General features: G+C 68.0%; 20 protein-coding genes and 1 tRNA gene. 13 read left to right on the forward strand and 8 right to left on the reverse strand.

The features are described from left to right. Nucleotides 1-26 precede the first annotated feature (26 nt). The 7 genes from leuS to AC5P66_RS18975 all read left to right on the forward strand — a co-directional run bounded on the left by leuS (nucleotide 27) and on the right by AC5P66_RS18975 (nucleotide 6213). Nucleotides 27-2669 (forward strand): leucine--tRNA ligase, encoded by a 2643-nt coding sequence (leuS, locus tag AC5P66_RS18945; protein ID WP_049414435.1) that lies wholly within the window; start codon nucleotides 27-29, stop codon nucleotides 2667-2669. A 137-nt stretch (nucleotides 2670-2806) separates the two neighbouring features. After that, entirely contained in the window at nucleotides 2807-3391 is a 585-nt protein-coding gene (locus AC5P66_RS18950; protein ID WP_005418114.1) for an LPS-assembly lipoprotein LptE, read from the forward strand. Between the two features lie 12 nt (nucleotides 3392-3403). Beyond that, on the forward strand, nucleotides 3404-4441 hold the full coding sequence (gene holA, locus AC5P66_RS18955) for a DNA polymerase III subunit delta (RefSeq protein WP_049414424.1): 1038 nt from the start codon (nucleotides 3404-3406) through the stop codon (nucleotides 4439-4441). A gap of 3 nt (nucleotides 4442-4444) precedes the next feature. Further along, entirely contained in the window at nucleotides 4445-5110 is a 666-nt protein-coding gene (gene nadD, locus AC5P66_RS18960) for a nicotinate-nucleotide adenylyltransferase (RefSeq protein ID WP_049414423.1), read from the forward strand. Between the two features lie 58 nt (nucleotides 5111-5168). Then, on the forward strand, nucleotides 5169-5579 hold the full coding sequence (rsfS, locus tag AC5P66_RS18965) for a ribosome silencing factor (protein ID WP_005418109.1): 411 nt from the start codon (nucleotides 5169-5171) through the stop codon (nucleotides 5577-5579). A gap of 64 nt (nucleotides 5580-5643) precedes the next feature. Further along, the gene (gene rlmH, locus AC5P66_RS18970; protein ID WP_005418108.1) at nucleotides 5644-6114 is read left to right on the forward strand and encodes a 23S rRNA (pseudouridine(1915)-N(3))-methyltransferase RlmH; all 471 of its coding nucleotides are present in this window, start codon (nucleotides 5644-5646) and stop codon (nucleotides 6112-6114) included. A 22-nt stretch (nucleotides 6115-6136) separates the two neighbouring features. Continuing rightward, nucleotides 6137-6213 (forward strand) — tRNA-Asn (locus AC5P66_RS18975). A gap of 101 nt (nucleotides 6214-6314) precedes the next feature. Here AC5P66_RS18975 and arcD read toward each other — a convergent pair. The 4 genes from arcD to AC5P66_RS18995 form a co-directional block, all read right to left on the reverse strand. After that, the gene (gene arcD, locus AC5P66_RS18980; protein ID WP_049412447.1) at nucleotides 6315-7736 is read right to left on the reverse strand and encodes an arginine-ornithine antiporter; all 1422 of its coding nucleotides are present in this window, start codon (nucleotides 7734-7736) and stop codon (nucleotides 6315-6317) included. A gap of 164 nt (nucleotides 7737-7900) precedes the next feature. Continuing rightward, a complete protein-coding gene (locus AC5P66_RS18985; protein ID WP_049412449.1) occupies nucleotides 7901-10690 on the reverse strand; it encodes a TonB-dependent receptor in 2790 nt (929 codons plus the stop codon). Between the two features lie 195 nt (nucleotides 10691-10885). Beyond that, nucleotides 10886-11536 carry an energy transducer TonB gene (locus AC5P66_RS18990; RefSeq protein WP_005418094.1) on the reverse strand — a complete coding sequence of 217 codons (651 nt, stop codon included), beginning with the start codon at nucleotides 11534-11536 and terminating at the stop codon, nucleotides 10886-10888. A gap of 216 nt (nucleotides 11537-11752) precedes the next feature. Further along, the gene (locus AC5P66_RS18995) at nucleotides 11753-12490 is read right to left on the reverse strand and encodes an SIMPL domain-containing protein (protein WP_049412455.1); all 738 of its coding nucleotides are present in this window, start codon (nucleotides 12488-12490) and stop codon (nucleotides 11753-11755) included. Nucleotides 12491-12620: 130 nt separating this feature from the next. On the opposite strand from AC5P66_RS18995, the gene AC5P66_RS19000 reads away from it, so the two are divergent. The 4 genes from AC5P66_RS19000 to tldD are packed head-to-tail and all read left to right on the forward strand — an operon-like array spanning nucleotide 12621 to nucleotide 20101. Further along, complete coding sequence (locus AC5P66_RS19000; RefSeq protein ID WP_049438094.1) at nucleotides 12621-13229, forward strand: Maf family nucleotide pyrophosphatase; 609 nt, start codon at nucleotides 12621-12623, stop codon at nucleotides 13227-13229. Then, nucleotides 13222-14709 (forward strand): ribonuclease G, encoded by a 1488-nt coding sequence (gene rng / locus AC5P66_RS19005; RefSeq protein ID WP_049412462.1) that lies wholly within the window; start codon nucleotides 13222-13224, stop codon nucleotides 14707-14709. Before AC5P66_RS19000 ends, rng begins: the two co-directional genes overlap by 8 nt. 30 nt (nucleotides 14710-14739) lie before the next feature. Further along, nucleotides 14740-18597 carry a YhdP family protein gene (locus AC5P66_RS19010; protein WP_099496202.1) on the forward strand — a complete coding sequence of 1286 codons (3858 nt, stop codon included), beginning with the start codon at nucleotides 14740-14742 and terminating at the stop codon, nucleotides 18595-18597. Nucleotides 18598-18655: 58 nt separating this feature from the next. Then, complete coding sequence (tldD, locus tag AC5P66_RS19015; protein WP_099485977.1) at nucleotides 18656-20101, forward strand: metalloprotease TldD; 1446 nt, start codon at nucleotides 18656-18658, stop codon at nucleotides 20099-20101. Nucleotides 20102-20142: 41 nt separating this feature from the next. Here tldD and yjgA read toward each other — a convergent pair whose 3' ends face one another. Beyond that, nucleotides 20143-20730, reverse strand: coding sequence for a ribosome biogenesis factor YjgA (yjgA, locus tag AC5P66_RS19020; RefSeq protein WP_049412470.1), 588 nt, complete (start codon nucleotides 20728-20730; stop codon nucleotides 20143-20145). 68 nt (nucleotides 20731-20798) lie between these two features. Here yjgA and pmbA point away from each other — a divergent pair, with 68 nt between their 5' ends. Then, nucleotides 20799-22166 carry a metalloprotease PmbA gene (pmbA, locus tag AC5P66_RS19025; RefSeq protein WP_049412473.1) on the forward strand — a complete coding sequence of 456 codons (1368 nt, stop codon included), beginning with the start codon at nucleotides 20799-20801 and terminating at the stop codon, nucleotides 22164-22166. A gap of 87 nt (nucleotides 22167-22253) precedes the next feature. After that, on the forward strand, nucleotides 22254-22625 hold the full coding sequence (locus tag AC5P66_RS19030; RefSeq protein ID WP_005418071.1) for a DUF4870 domain-containing protein: 372 nt from the start codon (nucleotides 22254-22256) through the stop codon (nucleotides 22623-22625). Between the two features lie 76 nt (nucleotides 22626-22701). Here the strand turns inward: AC5P66_RS19030 and AC5P66_RS19035 are convergent, their stop codons facing one another. From AC5P66_RS19035 to tilS, 3 genes are read right to left on the reverse strand one after another with little or no spacing between them, the layout of a single operon-like run. After that, nucleotides 22702-23580: a polyprenyl synthetase family protein gene (locus AC5P66_RS19035; RefSeq protein WP_049412476.1), complete on the reverse strand. Its 879-nt coding sequence runs from the start codon at nucleotides 23578-23580 to the stop codon at nucleotides 22702-22704. Further along, nucleotides 23570-23830, reverse strand: coding sequence for an exodeoxyribonuclease VII small subunit (locus tag AC5P66_RS19040; RefSeq protein WP_005410522.1), 261 nt, complete (start codon nucleotides 23828-23830; stop codon nucleotides 23570-23572). Before AC5P66_RS19040 ends, AC5P66_RS19035 begins: the two co-directional genes overlap by 11 nt. A gap of 36 nt (nucleotides 23831-23866) precedes the next feature. Next, nucleotides 23867-25153, reverse strand: coding sequence for a tRNA lysidine(34) synthetase TilS (tilS, locus tag AC5P66_RS19045; RefSeq protein WP_181452456.1), 1287 nt, complete (start codon nucleotides 25151-25153; stop codon nucleotides 23867-23869). Nucleotides 25154-25668: the final 515 nt, after the last annotated feature.

A 25668-nucleotide genomic window follows, 5' to 3' on the forward strand; every position in this document is an offset into this window, starting at 1 on the left:
GCTTTGCCGCCGCATCCGCGTGTTCCATGACCAGCGCTGAAACCAACGCCTACGACCCGCAGCAGGTTGAATCCGCCGCCCAGCAGTACTGGGACGCCACCCGTGCCTTCGAGGTCGACGAGACTTCGGACAAGCCGAAGTACTACTGCCTGTCGATGCTTCCGTACCCGTCCGGTGCGCTGCACATGGGCCACGTGCGCAATTACACGATTGGCGACGTGATCAGCCGCTACAAGCGCATGACCGGCCACAACGTGCTGCAGCCGATGGGCTGGGACGCGTTCGGCCTGCCGGCGGAAAACGCCGCGATCAAGAACAAGACCGCGCCGGCGGCGTGGACCTACAAGAACATTGACCACATGCGCAGCCAGCTGAAATCGCTGGGCTATGCCATCGACTGGTCGCGCGAGTTCGCCACCTGCCGTCCGGACTATTACGTCCACGAGCAGCGCATGTTCACCCGCCTGATGCGCAAGGGCCTGGCCTATCGCCGCAACGCGGTGGTGAACTGGGACCCGGTCGACCAGACCGTGCTGGCCAACGAGCAGGTCATCGACGGCCGCGGCTGGCGCTCGGGGGCCCTGGTCGAGAAGCGCGAGATCCCGCAGTGGTTCCTGCGCATCACCGATTATGCCCAGGAGCTGCTGGATGGCCTGGACGAGCTGGACGGCTGGCCGGAATCGGTCAAGACCATGCAGCGTAACTGGATCGGCCGTTCCGAAGGCCTGGAAATCCAGTTCGACGTGCGCGACGTCGATGGTGGCGTGCTGGATCCGCTGCGCGTGTTCACCACCCGCCCGGACACGGTGATGGGCGTGACCTTCGTGTCGATCGCCGCCGAACACCCGCTGGCGCTGCACGCGGCGAAGAACAATCCGGAACTGGCCGCGCTGCTGGCCGACCTGAAGCAGGGCGGTGTGTCCGAGGCTGAACTGGAAACCCAGGAAAAGCGCGGCATGGATACCGGCCTGCGCGCGCTGCACCCGGTCACCGGCGAGCCGGTGCCGGTGTGGGTCGCCAACTTCGTGCTGATGGGCTACGGCACCGGCGCGGTGATGGCCGTTCCGGGCCATGACCAGCGCGACAACGAAGTGGCCAACAAGTACGGCCTGCCGATCAAGCAGGTCATCGCGCTGAAGGACCCGCGCACTGAAGAAGAGCGCAACTGGGACGGCAGCCGCTGGCAGGACTGGTACAGCGACAAGAGCCGTGCCTTCGAACTGGTCAACTCGGCCGAATTCGATGGCCTGGACTTCCAGGGCGCCTTCGAAGCGCTGGCCGAACGTTTCGAGCGCAAGGCCCAGGGCCAGCGCCGCGTCAACTACCGCCTGCGCGACTGGGGCGTGAGCCGCCAGCGCTACTGGGGCTGCCCGATTCCGGTGATCTACTGCGACAAGTGCGGTGCGGTGCCGGTGCCGGAGGAGCAGCTGCCGGTGGTACTGCCGGAGGACGTGGCGTTCTCCGGGACCGGTTCGCCGATCAAGACCGACCCGGAATGGCGCAAGACCACCTGCCCGGAATGCGGCGGCGCCGCCGAGCGCGAGACCGACACCTTCGACACCTTCATGGAGTCGAGCTGGTACTACGCCCGCTACACCTCGCCGGGTGCCCGTGACGCCGTCGACAAGCGCGGCAACTACTGGCTGCCGGTCGATCAGTACATCGGTGGCATCGAGCACGCGATCCTGCACCTGATGTATTTCCGCTTCTACCACAAGCTGCTGCGCGACGCGCGGATGGTGGACAGCAACGAACCGGCGCGCAACCTGCTGTGCCAGGGCATGGTGATCGCCGAGACCTACTACCGCCCGAATCCGGACGGTTCGAAGGACTGGATCAACCCGGCCGATGTGGAGGTGCAGCGTGACGAGCGCGGCCGCATCACCGGCGCCACCCTGATTGCCGACGGCCAGCCGGTGGTGGTCGGTGGCACCGAGAAGATGTCCAAGTCGAAGAACAACGGCGTGGACCCGCAGGCGATGGTCGGCAAGTACGGCGCCGACACCGTGCGCCTGTTCTCGATGTTCGCCGCGCCGCCGGAGCAGTCGCTGGAATGGAACGAGGCCGGCGTGGACGGCATGGCGCGTTTCCTGCGCCGCCTGTGGGCCCAGGTGCAGAAGCATGCTGCCGACGGTGCCGCCCCGGCGCTGGACGTTGCAGCACTGGATGCCAACCAGAAGGCGTTGCGCCGCAAGACCCATGAAACCATCGGCAAGGTCGGTGACGACTACGGTCGCCGCCACAGCTTCAATACCGCGATCGCAGCGGTAATGGAGCTGATGAACGCGCTGGCCAGGTTCGAGGACGACAGCGAGCAGGGCCGCGCGGTGCGCCAGGAAGCGCTGCAGGCCGTCGTGCTGCTGCTGAACCCGATCACGCCGCATGCCAGCCACGCCCTCTGGCAGGTGCTGGGCCATGGCGAGACGCTGCTGGAAGACCAGCCGTTCCCGCAGGCCGACAGCAGTGCGCTGGTACGCGATGCGCTGACCCTGGCGGTGCAGGTCAACGGCAAGCTGCGCGGCACCATCGAGGTGGCGGCCGACGCCGCGCGCGAGCAGGTCGAGGCGCTGGCGCTGGCCGAGCCCAACGCGGCCAGGTTCATGGAAGGCCTGACGGTGCGCAAGATCATCATCGTCCCGGGCAAGATCGTGAACATCGTCGCCGCCTGATGTACCTCGCACCGGCCACCCGCGCGGTGGCCGGTGCCTTTCCAGAAGCAGGGCCGGGTGCTTGATGGCCCTGCATTCACGCGGCTTCGGGCACGCTGTGTGTTGCCGTGATCGCCCGGCTCCGCCAGACTGTCTCCATGACCCGAATCCTGCTTGCCCTCGTTCTTGTCCTCGGCCTCGCCGGCTGCGGCTTCCATCTGCGCAACAAGCTGATGCTGCCGACCGACACCGCCCCGGTGAAGGTGGTATCCACCGCCCCGTACAGTGAACTGGTCAAGCTGCTCAATCGCAGCCTGCTGGCCTCCGGTGCCAGGCTGGCCGATGAGGACAGCAAGGAACCGAGTACCCAGCTGCAGGTGTTGTCCGAGCGCTGGGGTGACCTCCCGATCGCCATCGACTCGCAGGGTCGTGCGCAGGAGTACAGCCTACGCTATGCGGTGATCTTCATCTTCCGCCGCGAGGATGGCAGCGAACTGGTGCCGCAGCAGGTGATCGAACTGTCGCGCGACTACGTGTCGCCGCCGACCGACGCCACCGGTACCACCACCGAACGCGAAATCCTGGCCACGGAGCTGCGCCGGGAAATGTCCGCCTCGATCATCCGCCGTATCGACAGCGTGGTCCGCGCCGAGATCGAGAAGGGGGGCAGCCTGTCCGCGCCGAAGGCCAAGCCGATCGAGGGCGCGGTGCCGGCAGAGCCTGCCGCCGCCGTCAAGCACTGAGCGGCAGCGACGATGGAACTGCGTCCGGAGCAGCTGGCCAGCCAGGGCGCTGACACCGCATTGGCGCCGGTGTACCTGATCGCAGGCCCGGAAACACTGCGCGTGCTGGAGGCCGCAGATGCCATCCGCGCGCGTGCGCGCGCCTCGGGCATCGGCGAACGCGAAGTGTTCGACGCCGACGGGCGTGATTTCGACTGGAACCAGCTTGACGCCAGCTTCAATGCGCCCAGCCTGTTCAGCGCCCGCCGCCTGGTCGAGGTGCGCCTGCCCAGCGGCAAGCCGGGCAAGGAGGGCGCCGAGGTGATCAGCCAGTTCTGCGCCAACCCGGCGCCGGACGTGGTGTTGATGATCACCGCCAATGAATGGAGCAAGGCCCACCAGGGCAAGTGGGCCGAGGCGGTCAGCCGCATCGGGGTGCTGTCGGTGGCATGGGCGATCAAGCCGCACGAACTGCCGGACTGGATCGAGCGCCGCCTGCGCGGCAAGGGCCTGCGTGCCGACCCGGCTGCCGTGCAGCGCCTGGCCGAGCGGGTGGAGGGCAACCTGCTGGCCGCCGCCCAGGAAATCGACAAGCTGGCGCTTCTGGCCGACGGCCAGCCGTTGGATGTGGAACGGATGGAGTCGCTGGTGGCTGACGCTGCCCGCTACGACGTGTTCCGGTTGGTGGAGGCGACCTTCTCCGGCCAGCCGCCGGCGGTGCTGCGCATGCTGGCCGGCCTGCGCGGTGAAGGGGAGGCGGTGGCCGCATTGATGCCGATCGTGATCCGCGAACTGCTGGCGGGTGCAGGCCTGGCCCGCGTGCAGGCGCGTGGTGGCAACCTGGCCGCCGAAATGAAATCGCGCGGCATCTGGGAATCGCGGCAGGCGCCTTACAAGCGCGCGCTGCAGCGGCACCCGGAAGGCAAGCGCTGGGAGCGTTTCGTGGCTGAGGCGGGGCTGGTCGACCGCATCGCCAAGGGGCGCGCTGACGGCGACGCCTGGCTGGCGCTGGAACGCCTGCTGGTGGCCGTGGCCGAACCGCGTGCCGTGCGCCTGCTGGCGCGGGCCTGAGTGATGAGCCTGCGGATCTACTACGGGGGCACCTTCGATCCGGTGCACCTCGGGCACCTGGCGATCGCGCGCGCGGCCCGCGATGAGCTGCAGGTCGCCGTGCGCATGCTGCCGGCCGCCGATCCGCCGCACCGCGCGGTGCCCGGTGCCACCGCTGAGCAGCGCTGCACGATGTTGTCGCTGGCCATCGGCGACGAGCCGGGGCTGCTGCTGGACCGTCGCGAACTGGATCGTGCCAGCCGCTGCCCCGGTCGTCCGTCGTACACCGTCGACACCCTGCGCGAGCTGCGTGGCGAGCTGGGCCCGAGCCGGCCGCTGGCCTGGCTGGTGGGCGCCGACAGCCTGCTGGGGCTGTCCGGCTGGCACGAATGGGAGGCCCTGTTCGATCTGGCCCACTTCGTGGTGGCCGAACGGCCGGGCAGTCCGTTGCAGGCGTCGATCGATGGCGAGCTGGGGCGTGCTCTGCAAGGGCGCTGGGCCGACAATGAGCAGGCCCTGTTCGCCAGCCCGGCCGGTCGCATCCTGCGCCTTCACCACCCGCTACGCGGGGAATCGGCCAGCGCAGTGCGCTCGCAGATTGCCGCTGGCGGTCCCTGGCGCGCACTGCTGCCACCGGCCGTGGCCGACTATGTCGCTGCACACGGGCTGTACCGCCCGGCCACGGCGTGAATGGCGCGGCCGCGCCATCCCCGTATAATCGCCCCCACGTTTATCGAGTCGATCCACTTTGAGCAACCAGACCCAGCCCCAGACCATCAAGGTCGATCTGCCCAGCCCGCCGCCGTCCGTGCCGGAACTGCTGGCCAGCGTCCGCCAAGCCACCGAAGACCTGAAGGCCAAGGACCTGGTCGAGATCGACGTGCGCGGCCGGTCCAGCGTTGCCGACTACATGATCGTCGTTTCGGGCACTTCGACCCGCCACGTCAAGTCGATTGCCGATGAAGTCGTGCGCTTCGCCAAGAACATCGACGTGATGCCGCTGGGTGTTGAAGGCGAGCGCGAAGCGGAGTGGGTGCTGGTCGATCTGGGCGACGTGATCGTCCACGTGATGCTGCCGCGCGTGCGTGAGTTCTACGCGCTCGAGCGCCTGTGGACCGTCGGCGACCAGCCGCCGTCCAGCGACGACGAAGTGGCCTGAGCCGCGCGTTGACGCATCCCTTCGACGGCGCCGATGGCGCCGTCGACGTTTTGGAGGACCGTTGATGAAAGCCCGCCTGATCGCCACCGGTGAACGCGCGCCCAGCTGGGTCGCGCAGGGGTTCGCCGAATACCAGAAGCGGCTGTCGCATTGGCTGCCGTTCGAGCTGGTGGAAATCGAACCCGGCCTGCGCGGCAAGGGGCGCGATCCGCGCCGTGCCACCGAGGATGAAGGCAAGCGGGTCATCGCCGCGCTGCCGAAGAACGCTTACGTGGTGGCACTGGACGTGCCGGGGCGGCAGTTGAGTTCCGAGCAGCTGGCGCAGCGCCTGGAGCATTGGCGCGGGCAGGGCCGGGACCTGGCGTTCCTGATCGGTGGCCCGGAAGGGCATTCGCCAGAGGTCTCCGCGCTGGCCGACGAAAAGTGGTCGATCGGACCGCTGACGCTGCCGCACATGCTGGTGCGTCTGGTGGTGGCCGAGCAGCTGTATCGGGCTGCCGCAATGATTGCCAATCACCCCTACCATCGCGCGTGAAGAGTGGTTATACTAGTCGTCTGCCCGAATAGCTCAGCCGGTTAGAGCACTTGACTGTTAATCAGGGGGTCGTTGGTTCGAGTCCAACTTCGGGCGCCACCTTGAGAAACCTGCATCGCGAGATGCAGGTTTTTTTTTGCCGTGTTGTGGCGGCGGGCCCATGCTCGGCTGCATCCTCCAAGCCAGGTACGCGTTCGGCGCTACAGCGTGAACCGGCCCTTCCAGAGCGCTACCAGCGTGGCGATCGCTACTGCCAGGATCGCGCCGAACAGCGCCCACTCCCAGCGCGTGAAAACCGGCTCGCCGCGCTGGCGCCGGGCCTGCGCAAACAGAACAACGCCGGGCACGTACAGCAGCACCGACAGCAGCAGGTTGTTCAGGCCGCCGGCATACACCAGCCACAGCGCGTAGGCGCTGGCCAGCAGCGCGACCACGAAATCGCGCCAGCGCACGCGCGGCTCACCAGCGTAGGACTGCCCGCGCCAGGCCAGTTGCACGCCGAACGCGGTGGACAGGAAGTAGGGCACCAGGCTCATCGATGCGGCCAGCAGCACCAGGCCGGTGTAGCTGCCCGCATTGAACAGCACCAGCAGCAGGAACAGCTGGATCAGCCCGTTGCTCAACCACAACGCGTTGGCCGGCACGCCACGCGCATTCTCGCGTCCCAGGAAGGCGGGCATTGTGCCGTCGCCAGCGGCGGCATACAGCACTTCGGCACACAGCAGCACCCAGGCCAGCAGCGCGCCCAGCACCGAAATGATCGAACCGGCGATGATCACCGTCGCGCCCCATTCGCCGACGATGGCGCGCAGCACATAGGCCATCGACGGGTTGGGCAGCCCGGCCAGTTCGGCCTGCGACAGCACGCCCATCGACAGCAGGCTGACCAGGACCAGCAGCAGCCAGACCCCCAGGAAACCGATCACCGTGGCACGGCCGACGTCGGCACGGCGCGCGGCACGCCGCGAATAGATGCTGGCGCCTTCGATGCCGATGAACACCCACACGGTGACCAGCATCATGCCGCGCAGCTGCTGGCCGAGGTCGCCGAGCGCAGGCGTGCCGAAGAAGTCGGCGCGGAACACCTCCATGCGGAACGCGCCGGCGGCCAGTACCAGGAACAGTGCGATGGGCAGCAGCTTGGCCACCGTCACCAGGCCGTTGACGATGGCTGCCGTGCGCAGGCCGCGCAGCACCAGCAGGTGGACGGTCCACAACAGTACGGACGAAGCGGCCACGGCGGCTGGCGTGTTGCCTTCGCCGAAGACCGGCATGAAATGGCCCAGGCCGCTGAAGATCAGCACGAAGAAGCTGGCATTGCCCAGTACCGAAGCGACCCAGTAGCCCCACGCCGCGGAGAAGCCGATGTAGTTACCGAAGCCTTCGCGCGCATATGCGTAGATGCCGGTGTCCAGGTCCGGACGGCGGTTGGCCAGGGCCTGGAACACGAAGGCCAGCATCAGCATGCCGGCACCGCTCAGCGCCCAGCCGATCAGCGCGGCGGCCGGACCGGCACTGCGCGCGACGTTCTGCGGCAATGAGAAGATGCCGGCGCCGACCATCGAGCCGACTACCAGTGCAGTCAACGCCGGCAGGCCGAGGCGTTGCGATGTCGTGGCCATTGAGATCCCCAGCGGCCCGGATGCCGCGAGCACACCCTAGCCATGTGCTCGTGAACATGGCTGCAAGGCCGGGCGTGCGGGAACCGACATGGACAACGATCAGCCAGGAAACGACGAAGGCCCGGGCAACAGCCCGGGCCTTCGAAGCGAACAAAGCAGCAGGATTATTTGAACGTGTACTTGGCGCCGACAGTGAAGTACCGGCCAATCGCACCACTGAAGTGCAGCGGGTTGTAATTGACTGCACCGTAAGTGCTCGGGTCGAGCGGCGCGATGCGGTCGAACACGTTCTGCACCGAAGCGTTCAGCTCGAAGGCTTCGGTGATGTTCCAGCGGCCGGACAGATCGAAGGTGGTGAACGAGGAGATCTTCTCTACCGGCTCGCCGTCTTCATAGAAGGCCAGGTAGTCACCGCCACGGCGGTCCTTGTTCTCCAGCTTGCTGATGTAGTTGGCCACGCCGCTGATGCTCCACGGGCCCTGCTTCCAGGTGGTGCCGAAGTTGATGCGGTCCTTCGGCGTGCCGATGCAGTTGGTCACGTCGCAGTTGCCGTGGGTGCCCACATAGTCGACGGTGGTATCACCCTCGGTGCGCTCGAACTTGAGCACATGGCTCCACTGCAGGTCCATTTCCAGCTGGCCCGGGCCGATGTCGAAGGTCTGGCGGATGTCGGTGTCGATGCCGCGGACGCGCGAGGAGTTGGCATTCACGTAGGCGGTATTGACGGCCAGGATGGTGCCGCTGTTGGCGACTCCGCCAATGTTGTTGGCATCGCGGAGAACGTTGCCCGCGGCGATGGCGTCGGCCGTGCTGCCCTGTGCGATTTCGTTGGTGCGCTTGATTTCCCACGCATCCACAGTCAGCGAGGTGGTCGAGGTTGGCTGCAGCACGATGCCCACCGAATAGCTCTTGGACTCTTCCGGCTTCAGGTCCTTGTTCGGCCGCGTGATGATCGCCACCGAGCGCGCGGTGCATTCGTTGGCCGGATCGATGGCGCAACGCACCGGATCGCGGGCGTTGGAGAAAGCGGCCAGGCCACCGTCACCGTTCTCGGCCGGGTTCGGCGCGCGGAAGCCTTCAGCGTAGCTGGCGCGCAGTGCGATCCAGTCGGCCGGGGTCCACTTCACGCCCAGCTTCGGCGTGGCCTTGCCTTCGCCGCTTTCGTACTTGTCGTAGCGGACCGCAGCGCTCAGCTCCAACTGCTCCAGCACCGGTGCGGACAGTTCGGCGTAGCCGGCATACACATTCTGCGTGCCGTCATAGGCCGAGTAGCCCAGGCCGATGATCTGGCCGATATCGGTGAAGGTCTGCGGCGTCAGGCTGTTGCTCGTCTTGCGCCACTCCGTACCGAAGGCCAGGCCCAGCGGCCCCCCCTTGAGATCCATCAGGCTGCGCGAGATGGTGAAGTCGAACATGTCCAGGCTCGACTTGGCACGCGCGCTGATGGTCGGGCTGATGGCATCGTAGACCGACTGCGGCGTCTGCGAGGCATTGTCGCCAATGCGCCAGGTGCCATAGGGGCAGGCCGGATTGCCCAGCACGCAGCGTACTGCGTCATAGCGCAGGAAACCCGTGCGCTTGTTGACCAGGTCGGTGCCGGAATGCAGGTAGGCGGTGTCGTAGCTCCAGTCGCCCCAGTTGCCCTTGACACCCACCAGGAAGCGGTTGAACTCATTGGTATTGTCGGTCACGCGCGGGCCCACGTCCCACGCGCTGTAACGCAGGCGGGCCGCGGTGGGCAGCGGGTTGTCCGGATGCCCTGCATACAGCTGGGTCGCACCGGCACCGCTGTTGGCGTTGACCGGGCCGCCAGGGTAGCCCCAGCCGCCGGATACGCCGGATGGCGTATTGCTGAAGACCGTTTCCTTCTTCGAGTAACCGATCTCGGTATAGACCTCGCCGCCTTCACCAAACGCGAAGCTGGCGCGGCCGAACACGTTCACGTACTTCTCTTCCGGGCTCAGATCGCGGTACTGCTGCGCCGGATCCCACAGGCAACCCTGGGCCTGTGCGGTCGCGTCACTCTGCCCGGGAATCGAGGTCAGCCCGGCGCAGCCCGGCAGGGCAACCAGATGGCCGGTGGCATCGAACACCGAACCATTGGGACCCACGCCGCCGGCGGTACCGCCCGACAGGTAGGCGCCGCCCAGGAACTGCGCGTCTGCAGCGTCGTAACCCCAGCGCCGGATATCGCCGGTGCCGATCCACTTGCGGTTCTTGCGGTCGCTGATCTTGATCGCGTCGGTCTTGCCGACGTCCAGGCTGAAGAACGCATTCCAGCCATCGCTGGACAGGTCGCCGGTGCCGGCAGTGAGGGTCGCCTTCTTCGCATCGCCATCGCCGTCACCGGAAATGCCGTAGGAACCGCGCAGGATGGCGCCTTGGAAGTCGCTGCGCAGGATGATGTTGACCACGCCGGCGATGGCGTCGGAGCCATAGATCGCCGAGGCGCCGTCCTTGAGCACTTCCACGCGCTCGACGGCATCGAGCGGGATGGTGCTGAGGTCGGTGAAGACCTTCTGGCCGTCATCGGCCAGGCCGTAGGTGGCCATGCGGCGGCCGTTCAACAGCACCAGCGTCGAGCCGGCGCCCAGGCCACGCAGCGAGATGCCGGCGCCGCCACCGGCGAAGCCGTTGCCGAAGGTCTTGGGAATGGAGCCTGCGCCGTCGGCGGTCAGGGTCTGCAGGTACTCGGCGACCGTGGTCTTGCCGGTGCGGTCGATTTCCTGGCGGGTCACCACCTGCACCGGCGACGGTGTCTCGGTGTTGGTGCGCGGAATGTTCGAGCCGGTGACCGTGATGCGGTCGAGGTTGGTGGCCTGCTCCTGTGCAAAGGCTGAGGAAGAAGCCACGGCGCCGACCAGCAGCAGGGTGCTGCCAGCAAGGATATGGGTGATGGACGATGCCAGGGTGGTGCGGCGGCGGCTGGCGGGCCGTTGGATCGGGTGTTTCACAGCTTCTCTCCTAACTGGAAAACCGTAGCGTTGAGGGCTGTCGCCGGATCGATACCGGGACGCGCCAATCTAGGTTTCCAGCAGGTGACGACGTCGTGAATTTTTGCTTAATCAGTAACGCTTGGCCCTGGCATGTCCGCATTTGCCGGGCAGTGGCAGGGGCCGGCCCGGCGCGAGGCCGGGCCGGTGGGACGCTCAGTCCGGCAGCGAGAACTGCACCGGCACCATGCCGATGGCCGGAACCGCCACGCCGTCACGCTGGGCGGGCTCGAAGCGCCAATGCTTGAGGACCTGCTGGCGGGCGGCCTGGTCCAGGTTGCGCGAGCCGCTGCTGCGCTCGACGCTGACCGCGACCGGCTGGCCACGGGTGTCCACTTCCACCCGCAACAGCACCGTGCCCTGTTCGTGGTTGCGCAGGGACTGGATCGGATAGGTCGGTGGCGGGGCGCTGCGGTACTGCAGCTGGGCGCCGGCCAGCGGGGTGGAGGTGTCGATGCTGGGCGCCAGCTGCGGCGGAGCCGGTTCGGCGGCCGGCAATGCGATGCCCTGGGTCTCTTCCACGGTCGCGGTGGGTGCGGGCAGTGGCGGTACCACCGGCTGCGTCCGCGGCTTCGGCACCACCTGGACGATCTCTTTGGGCGGGACCGGAGCCGGCGGCGTCGGCGGTGGCGGGATCTTCTCGATCAGCCTCACCGGAGTCTTTTCACGCGGGGCCTGCACGGCCTGGTAGGTCGCAGGGATGAGCAGCAACAGGAAGGCCAGCAGGTGCAGGGCGATCGCTGCACTCCAGGCGGCTACGCGGGCGGGGTCGAAGTGCGGGGATGCAACGGGATAGGTACGAACCATGATCCACCTCCATGCCAGTGACGAAGTCCTCAACGCACCAGGGTCCGTGGCGGGGTTGCCGCACGCGGCTGGCAGTTCATCAGTAGCGCGGCATGGCGGCCACTGCCTAGAGGCAGGGGCATGCGCGTTGGGCTGGCCTTCAGCCAACGCCGCCGGAATACACGAAAAAGGCGGGCCCCCTGCGGGACCCGCCTGTGTCGGCCGTGCCGTACGCGATCAGCGGCCCAGTTCGAACACCACGTCCAGGTTGACCGAGACGGTCGATTCACCCGGTGCGACCGGGGTGGCCTTGTCCATCGCCGCGCCGGCGGCCATGGTGCGCATCATCGGCATCGGGCGGAAACCGCCGTTGCTGTTCTCGGAGATGCTGACGATGCGGCGCACCTGCAGGCCCAGCGACCTGGCGTAGGTCTGGGCGCGCGCCTGGGCTTTCTTCAGGGCGGCCAGGCGGGCTTCGTCATAGACCGGCTCGGGCTGGTCGATCTCGAAGCTGGGCCCGTTGATCTGGTTGGCGCCCTGCGCGGCCAGCGCGTCCAGCACCTTGCCGAGCTTGGCGATGTCGCGGACCTTCAGGCTGACCGTGTTGCTGGCCTGGTAGCCGGTGATCTTCGGTGCCTCATTGTCGGCATAGCGGTACTGCGGATTGAGGCTGACGCCGCTGGTCTGCACGTCGCGCTCGGCAATGCCGGCGGCCTTGATCGCGGCCAGCACCTTGTCCATCTGCTGGGCGTTCTGGCGCATGGCGCTGTTGCCGTCGGCGGCCTGGGTGACCACGCCGGCGGACAGGGTGGCGACGTCCGGTACACGGGTGGCCTCGGCGTTGGCCGAGATGTTCAGCAGGGTGCCTTCGGCCGGGGCGGCGATCGGCGGCGACGGCGGAGCGGCATGGGCGGTCATCGAGGTTCCAAGGGCGAGGGACAGGGCGAGCAGCAGCGGGGTGGCGGTCAGGCGCATGGGATCTCCTTGTTGTGGCGGTGAGGGTGGTGTCGTAGCGATGAACGCGCTGTGAGCCTGATCGGGGTTGCAGCGGTTCCGTAACGGGTTGCCGACGATTCAGGCGGTGGCCTCAGGTTATGCTGTGCCGATGCTCTATCTTGCTTCCCGCTCCCCCCGACGCAACCAGCTGCTGGCCCGACTCGGACGCCCCTTCCAGGCCCTTGACCTGGAGGTCGTCGAGCAGCGCGCGGCCACTGAAAGCGCCGAACAGTATGTGTGCCGGGTCGCTGCCGACAAGGCGCGCGCCGGGCTGGCCCAGGTGCTGGCCGATGACCCGCAGGCGCGGGTGCTCGGTTCGGATACCGAGGTCGTGCTGGACGGCGAGGTCTTCGGCAAGCCGGTCGATGCCGCCGACGCGCGGGCGATGCTGGCGCGACTGGCCGGGCGCACCCACCAGGTGATGACCGCGGTGGTGGTGGTCGGCGCCGGCGGCCTGGACAGTGAGCTGGTCATTTCCGAGGTGACCTTCGCCCCGATCGATGCCGCCGACATCGCCGCCTATGTCGCCACCGGCGAGCCGCTGGACAAGGCCGGCGCCTACGCCATCCAGGGTGGGGCCGAACGCTGGATCGAACACCTTTCCGGCAGCTACTCCGGCGTGATGGGGCTGCCGCTGCTGCATACCGATCGTCTGCTGGCCCGCTGTGGCGTGCCGGTCCCCACTGCCGATGCCGCCAGGGAGGCTGCCGATGTCTGAGGAAATCCTGGTCAATGTGACCCCGCGCGAGACCCGGGTCGCGGTGATCGAAAACGGCATGCTGCAGGAACTGCACATCGAGCGCGGTTGGCGCCGTGGCGTGGTCGGCAACATCTACAAGGGCAAGGTGCAGCGGGTCATGCCCGGCATGCAGGCCGCCTTCGTCGAAGTCGGCCTGGAGCGCGCGGCGTTCCTGCACGCCAACGACGTGGTGCGGCCGGCGCCGGTGGCCAGCGCCGACACCGAGAACACCACCCTGCCGCCGCCGGCCAGCGTGCCGATCGTCGAGCTGCTGCGCGACGGCCAGGACATCGTGGTGCAGGTGGTGAAGGACCCGATCGGCACCAAGGGCGCCCGCCTGACCACGCAGATCAGCATTCCCTCGCGCTACATGGTGCTGCTGCCGCAGTCCAAGGTGGTGGGCGTGTCGGCGCGCATCGAAGACGAAACCGAGCGCGCCCGCCTGAAGGCGCTGGTGACCGAACTGTCGGCGCAGCACGGTGGCTACGGCTACATCGTGCGCACCAACGCCGAAGGGCAGCCGGCCGAGGCCATCGCCGAGGACATCGCCTACCTGTCGCGCGTGTGGAACGTGGTCGAGCGCCGCGGCCGCGAGGCGCCGTCGTGCAGCATCATCTATGAAGACCTGAGCCTGCCGCTGCGTTCGGTGCGCGACCTGATCCGCAAGGACGTGGACAAGGTGAAGGTCGACTCGAAGGAGACCTTCGGCCAGCTGCAGGCCTTCGTCGCCAAGTACATGCCGGTACTGGCCGAGAAGCTGGAGCTGTACTCCGGCGATCGCCCGATCTTCGACATGTTCGGCGTGGAAGACGAGATCGGCCGCGCGCTGGACAAGCAGGTGCCGCTCAAGTCCGGTGGCTACCTGGTGATCGACCAGACCGAGGCGATGACCACCATCGACGTCAATACCGGTTCGTTCCTCGGCCAGCGCAACCTGGAAGAGACGGTGTTCCGCACCAACCTGGAAGCGGCGCAGGCAGTGGCGCGTCAGCTGCGGCTGCGCAACCTGGGCGGGATCATCATCATCGACTTCATCGATATGGATGATGCCGAGCATCGCCGCCAGGTGCTGCGCACGCTGGAGAAGGCGCTGGCGCGCGACCACGCCAAGACCACGGTCTATGATTTCTCGCCGCTGGGCCTGGTGGAGATGACCCGCAAGCGCACGGTGGAAAGCCTGGAGCGCCAGCTGTCGGAAACCTGCCCGCAGTGCAGTGGCCGCGGCAGCATCAAGACCACCGAGACGGTGACCTACGAGATCTTCCGCGAGATCACCCGCGCGGTGCGACAGTTCGATGCCGCGCGCCTGCTGGTGATCGCGTCGACCAAGGTGGTCGCGCGCATTACCGACGAGGAGTCCGCGGCGGTGGCCGAACTGGAGGAATTCCTCGGCAAGAGCATCCGCTTCCAGGCGGACGAGCAGTACCTGCAGGAGCAATTCGATGTCGTTCTGCTCTGATCGTCGCCGGCCGCAGGCCGGCGGTGGCCGATGAGCGCGCCGCCGCGCCTGCGACTGCGAAGGATCCGCCGTCATTTCATTGCCGCCTGTGCGGTGGGCCTGGTCGGGCTTGCACTGCTGGTGGGCACGCTCAGCCAGCTGCTGCCGCTGGCCGAGCGCCATCCGGAAAAGATTGCCGCCTGGCTGAGCGAGCGGGCCGGCCAGCCGGTGCGTTTCGACCAGCTGCAGACCGCCTGGACCCGGCGTGGCCCGCTGCTGCAGCTGAAGGGCCTGCGCATCGGCGCCGGGCAGGGCCTGCCGATCGGCGAGGCCGAAGTCCTGGTGTCGATGTACAGCGGGCTGCTGCCCGGGCGCTCGCTGACCGAACTGCGCCTGCGTGGCCTGGCCCTGGACCTGCAGCAGGATGAACACGGACGCTGGTCGGTGCGGGGGTTGCCGCAATCCGACAACGGGGGGGATCCGCTGGATGCGTTGCGCCGGCTCGGCGAGCTGCAGGTGATCGGCGGCCGCCTGGGCGTGCACGCGCCGGCGCTGGGCATCGACAGCACGCTGCCGCGCATCGACCTGCGCATGCGGGTCAATGGTGATCGCCTGCGCGTGGGGGTACGCGCCTGGGCGCAGCCCGAAGCGCTGCCGCTGACCGCGGTACTGGACGTGGACCGTGCGCGCGGCAACGGCCAGGCCTGGCTCGGCGCCGACCCGGTCGATTTCCACGCCTGGGCGCCCTTGCTGGCGGCCGGCGGCGTGCGCCTGCGCGAGGGCAAGGGCGAGCTGAACCTGTGGCTGACCCTGCGTGATTTCGCGCCGGTCGCGCTGACCACCGATTCGGACCTGCGGGACGTGCGCGTCGACGGTGCACCGATGCCCGGCGTGGCAGCGCCGCAGCTGCAGCTGCGGCGGCTGCAGGCCCGCCTGCGCTGGCAGCGTCAGGCCGATGGCTGGGCGTTGCAGGTGCCGCGCCTGCGCCTGAAGACCGAAGATGGCGAACAGCAGCTCGATGGCCTGCAGCTGCAGATCGGCAAGCAGCTGCGGGTGAACGCCGGTGCGGTGCAGGCTGGTACCGCGCTGCGCGGGCTGGCCCTGAGCAATCTCCTTGAACCGGGTCTGCGGCGCTGGCTGTTCCTGTCCAGGCCGCAGCTGGAGGTGCGCCGATTGCAGTTGGCCGGCGAACGTGATGGCCCGTTGCGGGCACAGGGCGAACTGCAGTCGCTGGGCTTTGCCAGCGTCGGCAATTCTCCGGGCCTGCGCGGCCTCGGGGGGCGTTTCGAAGGCGATGCCGATGGCTTCAGCCTGCAGCTGCAGCCGCAACGGCAGCTGCAGTTCGATTGGCCGACCGGCTTTGGCGTGCGGCATGACCTGCATCTGGCCGGACAGATCGTGGGGTGGCGCGACGAGGGCGGCGGTTGGCGGATCGGAACGCCGGCGATGCGCGTGGAAGGCACCGACTACGCGGCCGACGTGCGCGGCGGCGTCTGGTTCCAGGGCGACGGTACGCGGCCGTGGCTGCAGCTGGCCGCCAAGCTGGACGACGTGCCGATGACGGCGGCCAAGCGCTTCTGGATCCACTCCAAGATGAGCAAGGGCGCCACCGACTGGCTGGACATGGCACTGGCCGGCGGCCAGGTGCGTGGCGGTGTCGGCCTGGTCACCGGTGACCTGGACGACTGGCCGTTCGACAACAACGATGGCCGCTTCGAGGCCACCGGCCACATCAGCAATGGCGACATCCGCTTCCAGCACGATTGGCCGCTGATGCGCCAGGTTGATGCCGATATCGCCTTCATCGGCCCCGGCTTCGAGATGCGTGGACGTGGCGATCTGGCGGGCGTGGCAGTGCAGAAGTTCGAAGCCGGCATTCCGGACTTCGGCCATCAGCCGCTGTACGTGCGCGCCGACGCGCCGAGCGAAGCCGGCAAGCTGCTGGCGATGCTGCGCCAGAGCCCGTTGCACAAGGACTATGGCGATACCCTGGACAACCTGGTCGCCAGTGGTCCGGCACATGTGACGTTCGATCTGCTGCAGCCGCTGCACCACGATGAAGGTGGTGGTCATCTGCAGGGGACGGTCGACCTGACCGGCGTGAAGCTGGTCGACAAGCGCTTCCAGCTGGCCTTCGACAACATGCGAGGGCAGGCGCGCTACAGCAATGGCGGCTTCGGCGCCGAGGAACTGGCGGTGCGCCACCTCGGCCAGGATGGCCGCCTGAGCCTGCGCGCTGGTGGCTACGTGCACGACAGCACGCGGGCCTTCGAATCGCAGCTGACGGCGCATCTTGATGCAGGCGTACTGATCGACCGCGCACCGGAAATGGCCTGGCTCAAGCCCTACATCACCGGCACTTCAGCGTGGACCATCGCGGTCAACCTGCCCAAGGTGGCCCCGGGGGCGCCCGCGCCGCCGAGTGAACTGCGGTTGAGTTCGGAACTGGTCGGCACGCGGCTGGACCTGCCGGCACCGCTGGACAAACCGGCCGCCGAACCGCTGGCGACTACGGTGGCCGCGCAGTTGCCGATGGGCGCCGGCCGCATCGATGTGGCCTTTGGCCAGCGCCTGGCGCTGGCCGCACGCAGCCACAACAACCAGACCGGCGTGCAGGTCACGCTGGGCAGTGATCATGTTGATCGTGAGCCGCCGCCGAGCGGGCTGACGGTCAATGGCCGCAGCGCGACGCTGGATGCGCTGGAGTGGATCGGCCTGGCGCGGGGCGGCGGTGACGACGATGCGATGCCGCTGCGAGCGGTGGACGTCCAGGTCGGCCAGTTGAAGCTGATCGGCGGCGTGTTCGAGCAGACCCGGCTGCAGCTGCACCCGGGTCCACAGGCACTGGATGTGCGGTTGGACGGCCCCTCGCTGGCCGGGCGCCTGACCGTCCCCAATGCGGACGGTGGCACGATCAGTGGCCAGCTTGACCGCGTGCACTGGCAGTCACTGCCGGCGGTACCGGGTGCGCCGGCTGCACCGGCGCGGGTACAGGCCGGTGCCAACGACATGGACCCGGCCAAGCTGCCGCCGTTCGCGCTGGACATTGCCGACCTGAAGTTCGGCAAGGTGGTGCTGGGCCAGGCGGTGCTGCGCACGCGGCCGCTGGCCAACGGCCTGAACGTGGATGAGCTGCGTTTCCGCGCGCCGGACCAGGAGATCGACATCAGCGGTCGCTGGCTGGGCCGGACCGGTGGTGCCCGTACCGAGTTGACCGCACAGGTGCGCAGCGAGGATCTGGGTGGGTTGATGCAGAACCTTGATTACGGCGGCCAGTTGCGCGGCGGTTCCGGCCAGGCGCAGTTGCAGGCCTCGTGGAGCGGAGGCCCGTCGGATTTCCAGCTGGGCAACCTGCAGGGCAGCCTCGACCTGCATGCGCGCAATGGCCAGCTGCTGGAGCTGGAGCCTGGCGCCGGCCGCGTGCTGGGCCTGCTCAGCGTCGCGCAACTGCCGCGGCGCCTGATGTTCGACTTCCGCGACTTCTTCTCCAAGGGCTTCGCGTTCAACCAGATCGACGGCAGCATGCAGTTCGGCCAGGGCATGGCGCGCACCGACAAGGTGCTGATCGAAGGCCCGGCGGCCAACATCACCATCCGTGGCCAGGCCGACCTGCGCAACCAGCGGTTCGACCAGACCATCGACGTCAACCCGCGCGCGGGCAACCTGCTGACCGTGGTCGGCGCGGTGGCCGGCGGCCCGGTGGGGGCCGCGCTGGGCGCGGCCACCAATGCGGTATTGTCCAAGCCGCTGGGCGAGATTGGCGCCCGAACCTACAAGGTGACCGGTCCATGGAAGGAACCGAAGGTGGAAGTGATCGAGCGCAGCCGCGACAAGACCCCATCACCGCCCGTGCCGGCGTCTGCACCGGCCATTCCGCCGACCGTCACCGACCTGCCGCGCTCGCGCTGAGCGCGGTTCCCTGTTCACGGGGCTTGCCTGAGCGCCCCCGCACCCCCAGATCGAGACCATGACTGATATCGCCCTGACGCTTGCCCAAGACCGCCTGCTGCGCCCCGGCGGCCTGGATACCGCTGGCCTGGAGCGCACCTTCGGCCAGTTGCTCGGCCCCGGTGTCGACTTCGGCGACCTTTATTTCCAGCACGCCCGCCGCGAGAGCTGGAGCGTGGAAGACGGCATCGTCAAGGACGGTGCCCATTCCATCGAGCAGGGCGTGGGTGTACGTGCGATTTCCGGCGAGAAGACCGGTTTCGCGTACTCCGATGACATCCATGCCGACGCGCTGCTGGCGGCGGCGCAGTCGGCGCGCGCGATCTCGCGTGAGGGCGGTGCGCAGTCCGGGCGATCGCTGCTTCGCGGCAATGCGCGCGCACTGTACCCGGCGCTGGACCCGATCGATGGTATCGGCAACGAAGCCAAGGTCGAGGTGCTCAAGCGCCTGGATGGTTACCTGCGTGCCGCCGACCCGCGCGTGAAGCAGGTGATGGTGAGCCTGTCCGGCGGCGTCGATACGGTGCTGATCGCCCGCAGCGACGGTGTGCTGGCGGCCGATGTGCGTCCGCTGGTGCGCCTGAATGTGCAGGTGATCGTCGAGCACAACGGCCGTCGCGAGTCCGGCTATGCCGGTGGCGGTGGCCGTTATGGCTACGAAGACCTGTTTGCCAGCGGCCGCCCCGAAGCCCTCGCCCAGGAAGCGCTGCGCCAGGCGCTGGTGAACCTGGAAGCGGTGCCGGCGCCGGCCGGCATGATGCCGGTGGTGCTCGGCCCGGGTTGGCCGGGCGTGCTGCTGCACGAAGCGGTCGGCCACGGTCTGGAAGGCGACTTCAATCGCAAGGGCACCAGCGTCTACGCCGGCCGCATCGGTGAGCGCGTCGCCGCGCCCGGGGTGACCATCGTCGACGACGGCACCCTCGACGGTCGCCGCGGTTCGTTGAACATCGACGACGAAGGCCACCCGAGCCAGTGCACCCCGCTGATCGAGGACGGCATCCTGGTCGGCTACATGCAGGACAGCCTCAATGCGCGGCTGATGGGCATGGCCCCGACCGGCAACGGGCGCCGTGAATCGTTCGCGCACCTGACCATGCCGCGCATGACCAACACCTACATGCGCGCCGGCGAGCACGACCCGCAGGAGATGATCCGTTCGGTGAAGAAGGGCCTGTACGCGGTCAACTTCGGCGGTGGCCAGGTCGACATCACCAGCGGCAAGTACGTGTTCTCGGCCACCGAGGCCTACCTGATCGAGGATGGCCGCATCACCACGCCGGTGAAGGGCGCGACCCTGATCGGCAACGGCCCGGAAACCATGCAGAAGGTGCGCATGGTCGGCAACGACCTGGCCCTGGACGAGGGCGTGGGCATCTGCGGCAAGGACGGGCAGAGCGTGCCCGTGGGTGTCGGCCAGCCCTCGCTGTTGATCGAGGGCATCACCGTCGGCGGTACCCAGGCCTGAGCGTGGCGAGGGCCACAGCAACCGCCCGGGCCGGCGCGGACTCAGTCCTCGTCGGCTTCGCCGGTCCCGATGTGGTCGGCGTCTTCGGCGCCGGCCTTCAGGCCCAGCGCCGCCGGCAGCATCAGCGCGCGCAGCACCTGGAAGATCTCGCGGTAGGCGCGCGGCGGCTTGTTCTTCGCCTTTTCGGCCTGCGCGTTGCGTACCAGGGTGCGCAGCTGCTGGCGGTCGGCCTGCGGGTAGTCGTCGAGCAGGGCGGCCAGCGCCTTGTCACCGTCGGCCAGCAGGCGGTCGCGCCAGTCTTCCACGCGGTGCATCATCGCCACTTCGCGGCGGCCGGTTTCGCTGTTGGCGTCCAGCGCATCGCGGATCGCGTCCAGCGTTGCCTCGTCCTCGCGGCGCATGTGCTTGGCCAGGAACGCCAGCTGGCGCTTGTGGGCGATGTGGGCGGTGATGCGCTTGCACTCGGCGATATGCGGCAGCAGGTCTTCCGGGATCGGCAGGCGCGCCAGCTGGGCCGGAGTCAACGACACCAGCTTCTCGCCCAGGGCCAGGACGTCGAGCGCGTCGCGCCGGTTCTGGCTGCGGCTCTTGTCGTGGAATTCACCGGTTTCTTCGTCGCGTCCGCGCATCGTCCCTACCTGATCTCAAAAAAAGTCGCCCGGCGTGATGCCGGGCCCAACCCGTACAGGATAAAGCATTGAACGTGATCGCCCCTGAAGTGGCCGTCGGCGACGACAGCCCGGCCCGGCTGGAACGGCTGGCCGACCTTTCCCAGCAACTGCTCGACCGTGCCCGCGCGCTGGGCGCCAGCCAGGCCGAGGTCAGCTGCAGCGAGGATCGTGGCCTGGAGGTCAATGTCCGCCTTGGCGAAGTGGAGACCGTGCAGTCCACCCGCGACCGCGGCATCGCCGTGACCGTCTATTTCGGGCAGCGCAAGGGCAGTGCCAGCACTGGCGACCTGAACGAGGCCAGCCTGGCCGCTACGGTCGAGCAGGCCTGCGCGATTGCCCGGCATACCGAGGATGACCCGGCCGCCGGCCTGGCCGAGGCCGCACTGATGGCCACCGACTTCCCGGAGCTGGACGGTTGGCATCCGTGGGCGCTGCAGGCCGATGAGGCGGTGGACCTGGCCCTGGCCTGCGAGGCGGCCGGCCGCGAGGCCGATGCGCAGATCCGCAATTCCGACGGCGCTTCCGTGTCGAGCATGCAGAGCCTGTCGGTGTACGCCAATTCGCATGGTTTTTTCGGCCGAGAGCGCGGCACCCACCATTCGATCGGTTGCGCGCTGATCGCCGGGCAGGGCGACGGCATGCAACGCGATGGCTGGTATACCAGCGCGCTGGCGCAGGGGGACCTGGAAGACGTGGGCCTGGTCGGCCGTCGCGCCGCCGAGCGCACCGTAGCCCGCCTGCAGCCGCGTTCGTTGGCCACTGGCAGCATGCCGGTGCTGTTCGCCCCGGAAGTGGCGCGCAGCCTGGTCGGCCACCTGCTGTCGGCGGTGTCCGGCGGCGCGTTGTACCGCCAGGCCAGTTTCCTGCTGGACAGCGTCGGCCAGCGCCTGTTCCCGGAGTGGATGCAGATTGACGAACTGCCGCACCTGCGCCGCGGCCTGCGCTCGGCCGCCTTCGACGGCGACGGCGTGGCCACCCGTGCCTCGGCGCTGGTCCGTGACGGCGTGCTGCAGCGTTACGTGCTGGGCAGCTATTCGGCGCGCAAGCTGGGCCTGCAGACCACCGCCAATGCCGGCGGCGTGCACAACCTGCAGCTGGCGGCCAATGCCGGTTCGCTCGAAGAGATCGCCCGGCAGATGGGTGACGGCCTGCTGGTGACCGAGCTGATGGGGCAGGGTGTGAACGGGGTGACCGGCGACTACTCGCGGGGCGCGGGCGGCTTCCGTGTCGAGAATGGCGAGATCCAGTACCCGGTGGACGGCGTCACCATCGCCGGCAACCTGCGCGAGATGTTCAGCAGCATCGAGGCGGTCGGCAGCGACGTCGACCCGCGCTCGCACATCCGGACCGGCTCGATCCTGCTGGGGCGGATGACCATTGCCGGTAATGATTGATGGCGTCGATGGCGTAAGCTATGCCCGCCTGACGCAACCAGCTTGGTGCTGGTGGGTCAAGACCACCCAATGAAAAGGAGTTTTGTCGTGAGTGAATTCGATAACGTCCCGCCGCCGCCGGCAACCACCAATGCCCCGGCCGACCAGCGCACCATGGCGCTGGCCGCGCACCTGCTGGGCATCTTCACCTGGTTCATCGGCCCGCTGATCATCTGGCTGATCAACAAGGATGACGCCAGCAAGTCCTTCGTGACAGACCAGGCCAAGGAGGCGCTGAACTTCCAGATCACCATCACCATCGCGATGCTGATCTGCATCGTGCTGACCATCGTGATCATCGGCGGCATCCTGGCGCCGATCGTCGGCATCCTGAACCTGGTGTTCTGCATCATCGCCGCTGTGAAGGCCAACAACGGCGAAGCCTACCGCTACCCGTTCGCGCTGCGCCTGGTCAAGTAATACCGGCTGCACGCGCAAACAGGAACGCCCGGCATTGCCGGGCGTTCCTGTTTGGCGGCAGCGTCACCGCCAGCGATCAGTGATCGCGTTCCACCGCCAGCGTTGCCAGCGCGCGCAGCGCATCGGCTTCTTCGCCATGGCCGGCCAGCGTGGCCTGCATGCGTGCGGCCAGTTCGCGCAGCTGCGCCTTCGCACCGTCCATGCCGAGCAGCGCGGGGAAGGTGCTCTTGTCCTGCGCCTGGTCCTTGCCGGCGGTCTTGCCCAGCTGTTCGGAACTGGCTTCGACATCGAGGATGTCATCGCGGACCTGGAAGGCCAGGCCGAGCGCGTCGGCGAAGCTGTCCAGCTGGGCCAGCTGTGGTTCGTGGGCCTGGCCGCACAGCGCCCCCATGCGCACCGCTGCGCGGATCAGCGCGCCGGTTTTCAGCGCGTGCATGCGGGTCAGTGCCGCGAGCGTCTGTTGCTGGCCGGTGGCATCGATGTCCAGCGCCTGGCCACCACACATGCCGGAGGCGCCGGACGCGTGGGCCAGCGTCTGCAGGCAGGCCACGCGCAGCGTGGCCGGCAGCGGCGCATCGGCCAGCAGGCCGAAGGCGCGGGTCTGCAGGGCGTCACCGGCCAGGATCGCGGTGGCTTCGTCGAAGGCGATGTGGGTGGTCGGCTTGCCGCGTCGCAGCGCGTCATCGTCCATGGCCGGCAGGTCGTCATGCACCAGCGAATAGGCGTGGATGAGCTCGACAGACATCGCCGCTGCGTCCAGGTGTTCCGGCTGCGCGCCGAACAGGTGGCCACTGGCGTACACCAGCAGCGGTCGCATGCGTTTGCCACCGCCCAGCACCGAATAGCGCATGGCCTGGTGCAGGCGCTGCGGTGCTTCGGCGGGCGAGGGCAGGGCGGCGTCGAGCTGGCTTTCGATACGGTCGCGCCAGCGCGCGAACAGAACCTCAGCCGTCATGGCTGGGCGGATCGAAAGGCTCGGATGCTTCCGGCTGCGCCGGATCGCTGAGCAGGCGCACGCGCAGTTCGGCCTGTTCCAGCGCCTGCTGGCACTGGCGGTACAGACCGACGCCGCGTTCATAAGCACTGAGCGAGGCTTCCAGGCTCAGCTCGCCGGTTTCCATCTGCTCCACCAGCTGTTCCAGCGATTCGAGCGACTGCTCGAACTGGGCGACCGGGGAGGCGTTTTCGGGGGACTTCTTGGCCATGCAGCAAGTGTGGACGGGCTGCGCGCGGGGGTCAATTCACCAGCCGCCGGGACGCCACTGCAGTTGTGCATCCTGGGCCTGCAACCAGCCTTGCAGAGGGGCCGCGATGACCACGTCGGCGGCGGCAAGCAGCTGGGGCCCATCGAAGATCAGCGGCAGCTGGGCCCGCCGCCAGGGGGCCAGGTGCTCGCGTTGCAGGCAGTCCTTCAGCGCATGCGAATGGGGGCGACCGGGCAGCACGATGCGCTCGCCGCCCACGCGTGCACGGACCTGAAGCGGGCGTTCGAAGGCCACGGCGCCCTGCAGGCGCAATTGGCCACCATCGGGCAGCGGCAGGGGGGCACGCCCATCCCATTCGGCCTGCCATCCGCAGGGCAGCGATGGCAGCTGCGCGGGCAGCAGATAGGCGTGATCGCGCCATTGCTGGATGGCATGCTCGTGCCAGCGCACCCGCGCCTGGCGATCGTTGCCGGCCGGCAGCAGTTCGTGCAGGCCCTGCTGCAGTACCGTGGCCGGCAGTGGGGCGGCACCGTGGCCGATCACCCAGGCGCGCAGCACGCGCGCGGCACGCCCCGGTGACACCTGGCGCAGCAGCTGCAGCGAAAGCACGCGTGGCGCCACTTCCAGGTGGGCGATCAGCTCGGCGTCTTCCTCGTCCAGCAGAGCACGGGTCTGCCCGCAGTGCATTGCGCTGCCCGCCAATGCCGCAGCCGCATGCGGCCAGCGCTGGCGCAGCAACGGCAGCACCTGCAGGCGCAGGAAGTTGCGATCGGCGTGGTCGTGGCCATTGCTGGGGTCTTCGATCCAGCGCAGCGCGTGCTGGCGCGCGTAGTCGAGCAGCGCGTTGCGCGTTGCCGGCAGCAGGGGGCGCCACAACGGATGCCCGCCAATGCGGCTGTGTGCGGACATCGCCGCCAGGCCGTCAATACCGGAACCGCGCAGGGCACGCAGCAGGAAGGTCTCGGCCTGATCGTCCTGGTGCTGCGCCAGTGCCAGCGTTTCGCCGTCGCGCAGTTCGGCCGCGAAGGCGGCGCGTCGCGCCTGCCGCGCCGCGCCTTCAAGGCCGAGGCCCGCGCGGTTGTCGATCTGCACGTGATGCACGGCCAGTGCAATGCCCAGTGCCGCGCATTGCTGCTGGCAATGCAGCACCCAGCCGTCCGCATCGGCCTGCAGGCCATGGTGTACGTGCACCGCACGCAGCGCCGTGCCGGAGGCCTGTGCGCAGCGCCACAGCCAGTGCAGCAGCACGGTCGAGTCGACACCACCGCTGTAGCCCACCAGCAGCGGCGCATCCAGCGGAACGAGGGCAGGGAAGGCAGTCACGGCGGCAAGTATAGGGTTGCTCGGCAGGGCTGCGCCCTGCACCCGCTACGATCCAGAGCAACAGCAACAGCAGAAGCTGGTTTGCTGAGGGTAGGCGGGGTGGGTCCGGTTGCGGGAGACGCCGTAAACCCATCCATGGGGGCTTGGCCGCGGCATCCATGCCGCGGACACTCCCGCAACCGGACCCGCCCCGCCTTCGACAGTTTCCTGCGAACTGTCGGAACTGCTCTTGGGGTCAGATCCGTTTTCCTGCGGAAAACGGATCTGACCCCGATCTATTTCGATATCTGACAGATGTGTCGACCAAGGTCGACACCTACCAACAGCCGCCGGCAAACTGTCGAAGGCGGGGCACTGTGGGTTTGCGGGGTGTGTGATCTGGCCCCCTGAAAACGGACGCCATGAAGCCGTTTCAGGCGGCAGCCCGGAGCTGCCGGGCATAGTTGTTAGGCGAGTGGTAGCCCAGCGCCGAGTGTAGCCGGGCTGGATTGTAGAAGCCGTGGATGTAAGCAGCG

The organism is Stenotrophomonas sp. YJH_SMC_122 (genome assembly GCF_059369535.1).

What these genes read in the sequence shown, in the direction of transcription:
- leuS (WP_049414435.1), top strand. Translation starts at nt 27, where the DNA reads ATGACCAGCGCTGAAACCAACGCCTACGACCCGCAGCAGGTTGAATCC.
- AC5P66_RS18950 (WP_005418114.1), top strand. Translation starts at nt 2,807, where the DNA reads ATGACCCGAATCCTGCTTGCCCTCGTTCTTGTCCTCGGCCTCGCCGGC.
- holA (WP_049414424.1), top strand. Translation starts at nt 3,404, where the DNA reads ATGGAACTGCGTCCGGAGCAGCTGGCCAGCCAGGGCGCTGACACCGCA.
- nadD (WP_049414423.1), top strand. Translation starts at nt 4,445, where the DNA reads ATGAGCCTGCGGATCTACTACGGGGGCACCTTCGATCCGGTGCACCTC.
- rlmH (WP_005418108.1), top strand. Translation starts at nt 5,644, where the DNA reads ATGAAAGCCCGCCTGATCGCCACCGGTGAACGCGCGCCCAGCTGGGTC.
- arcD (WP_049412447.1), bottom strand. Translation starts at nt 7,736, where the DNA reads ATGGCCACGACATCGCAACGCCTCGGCCTGCCGGCGTTGACTGCACTG.
- AC5P66_RS18990 (WP_005418094.1), bottom strand. Translation starts at nt 11,536, where the DNA reads ATGGTTCGTACCTATCCCGTTGCATCCCCGCACTTCGACCCCGCCCGC.
- AC5P66_RS18995 (WP_049412455.1), bottom strand. Translation starts at nt 12,490, where the DNA reads ATGCGCCTGACCGCCACCCCGCTGCTGCTCGCCCTGTCCCTCGCCCTT.
- AC5P66_RS19000 (WP_049438094.1), top strand. Translation starts at nt 12,621, where the DNA reads ATGCTCTATCTTGCTTCCCGCTCCCCCCGACGCAACCAGCTGCTGGCC.
- rng (WP_049412462.1), top strand. Translation starts at nt 13,222, where the DNA reads ATGTCTGAGGAAATCCTGGTCAATGTGACCCCGCGCGAGACCCGGGTC.
- AC5P66_RS19010 (WP_099496202.1), top strand. Translation starts at nt 14,740, where the DNA reads ATGAGCGCGCCGCCGCGCCTGCGACTGCGAAGGATCCGCCGTCATTTC.
- tldD (WP_099485977.1), top strand. Translation starts at nt 18,656, where the DNA reads ATGACTGATATCGCCCTGACGCTTGCCCAAGACCGCCTGCTGCGCCCC.
- yjgA (WP_049412470.1), bottom strand. Translation starts at nt 20,730, where the DNA reads ATGCGCGGACGCGACGAAGAAACCGGTGAATTCCACGACAAGAGCCGC.
- AC5P66_RS19035 (WP_049412476.1), bottom strand. Translation starts at nt 23,580, where the DNA reads ATGACGGCTGAGGTTCTGTTCGCGCGCTGGCGCGACCGTATCGAAAGC.
- AC5P66_RS19040 (WP_005410522.1), bottom strand. Translation starts at nt 23,830, where the DNA reads ATGGCCAAGAAGTCCCCCGAAAACGCCTCCCCGGTCGCCCAGTTCGAG.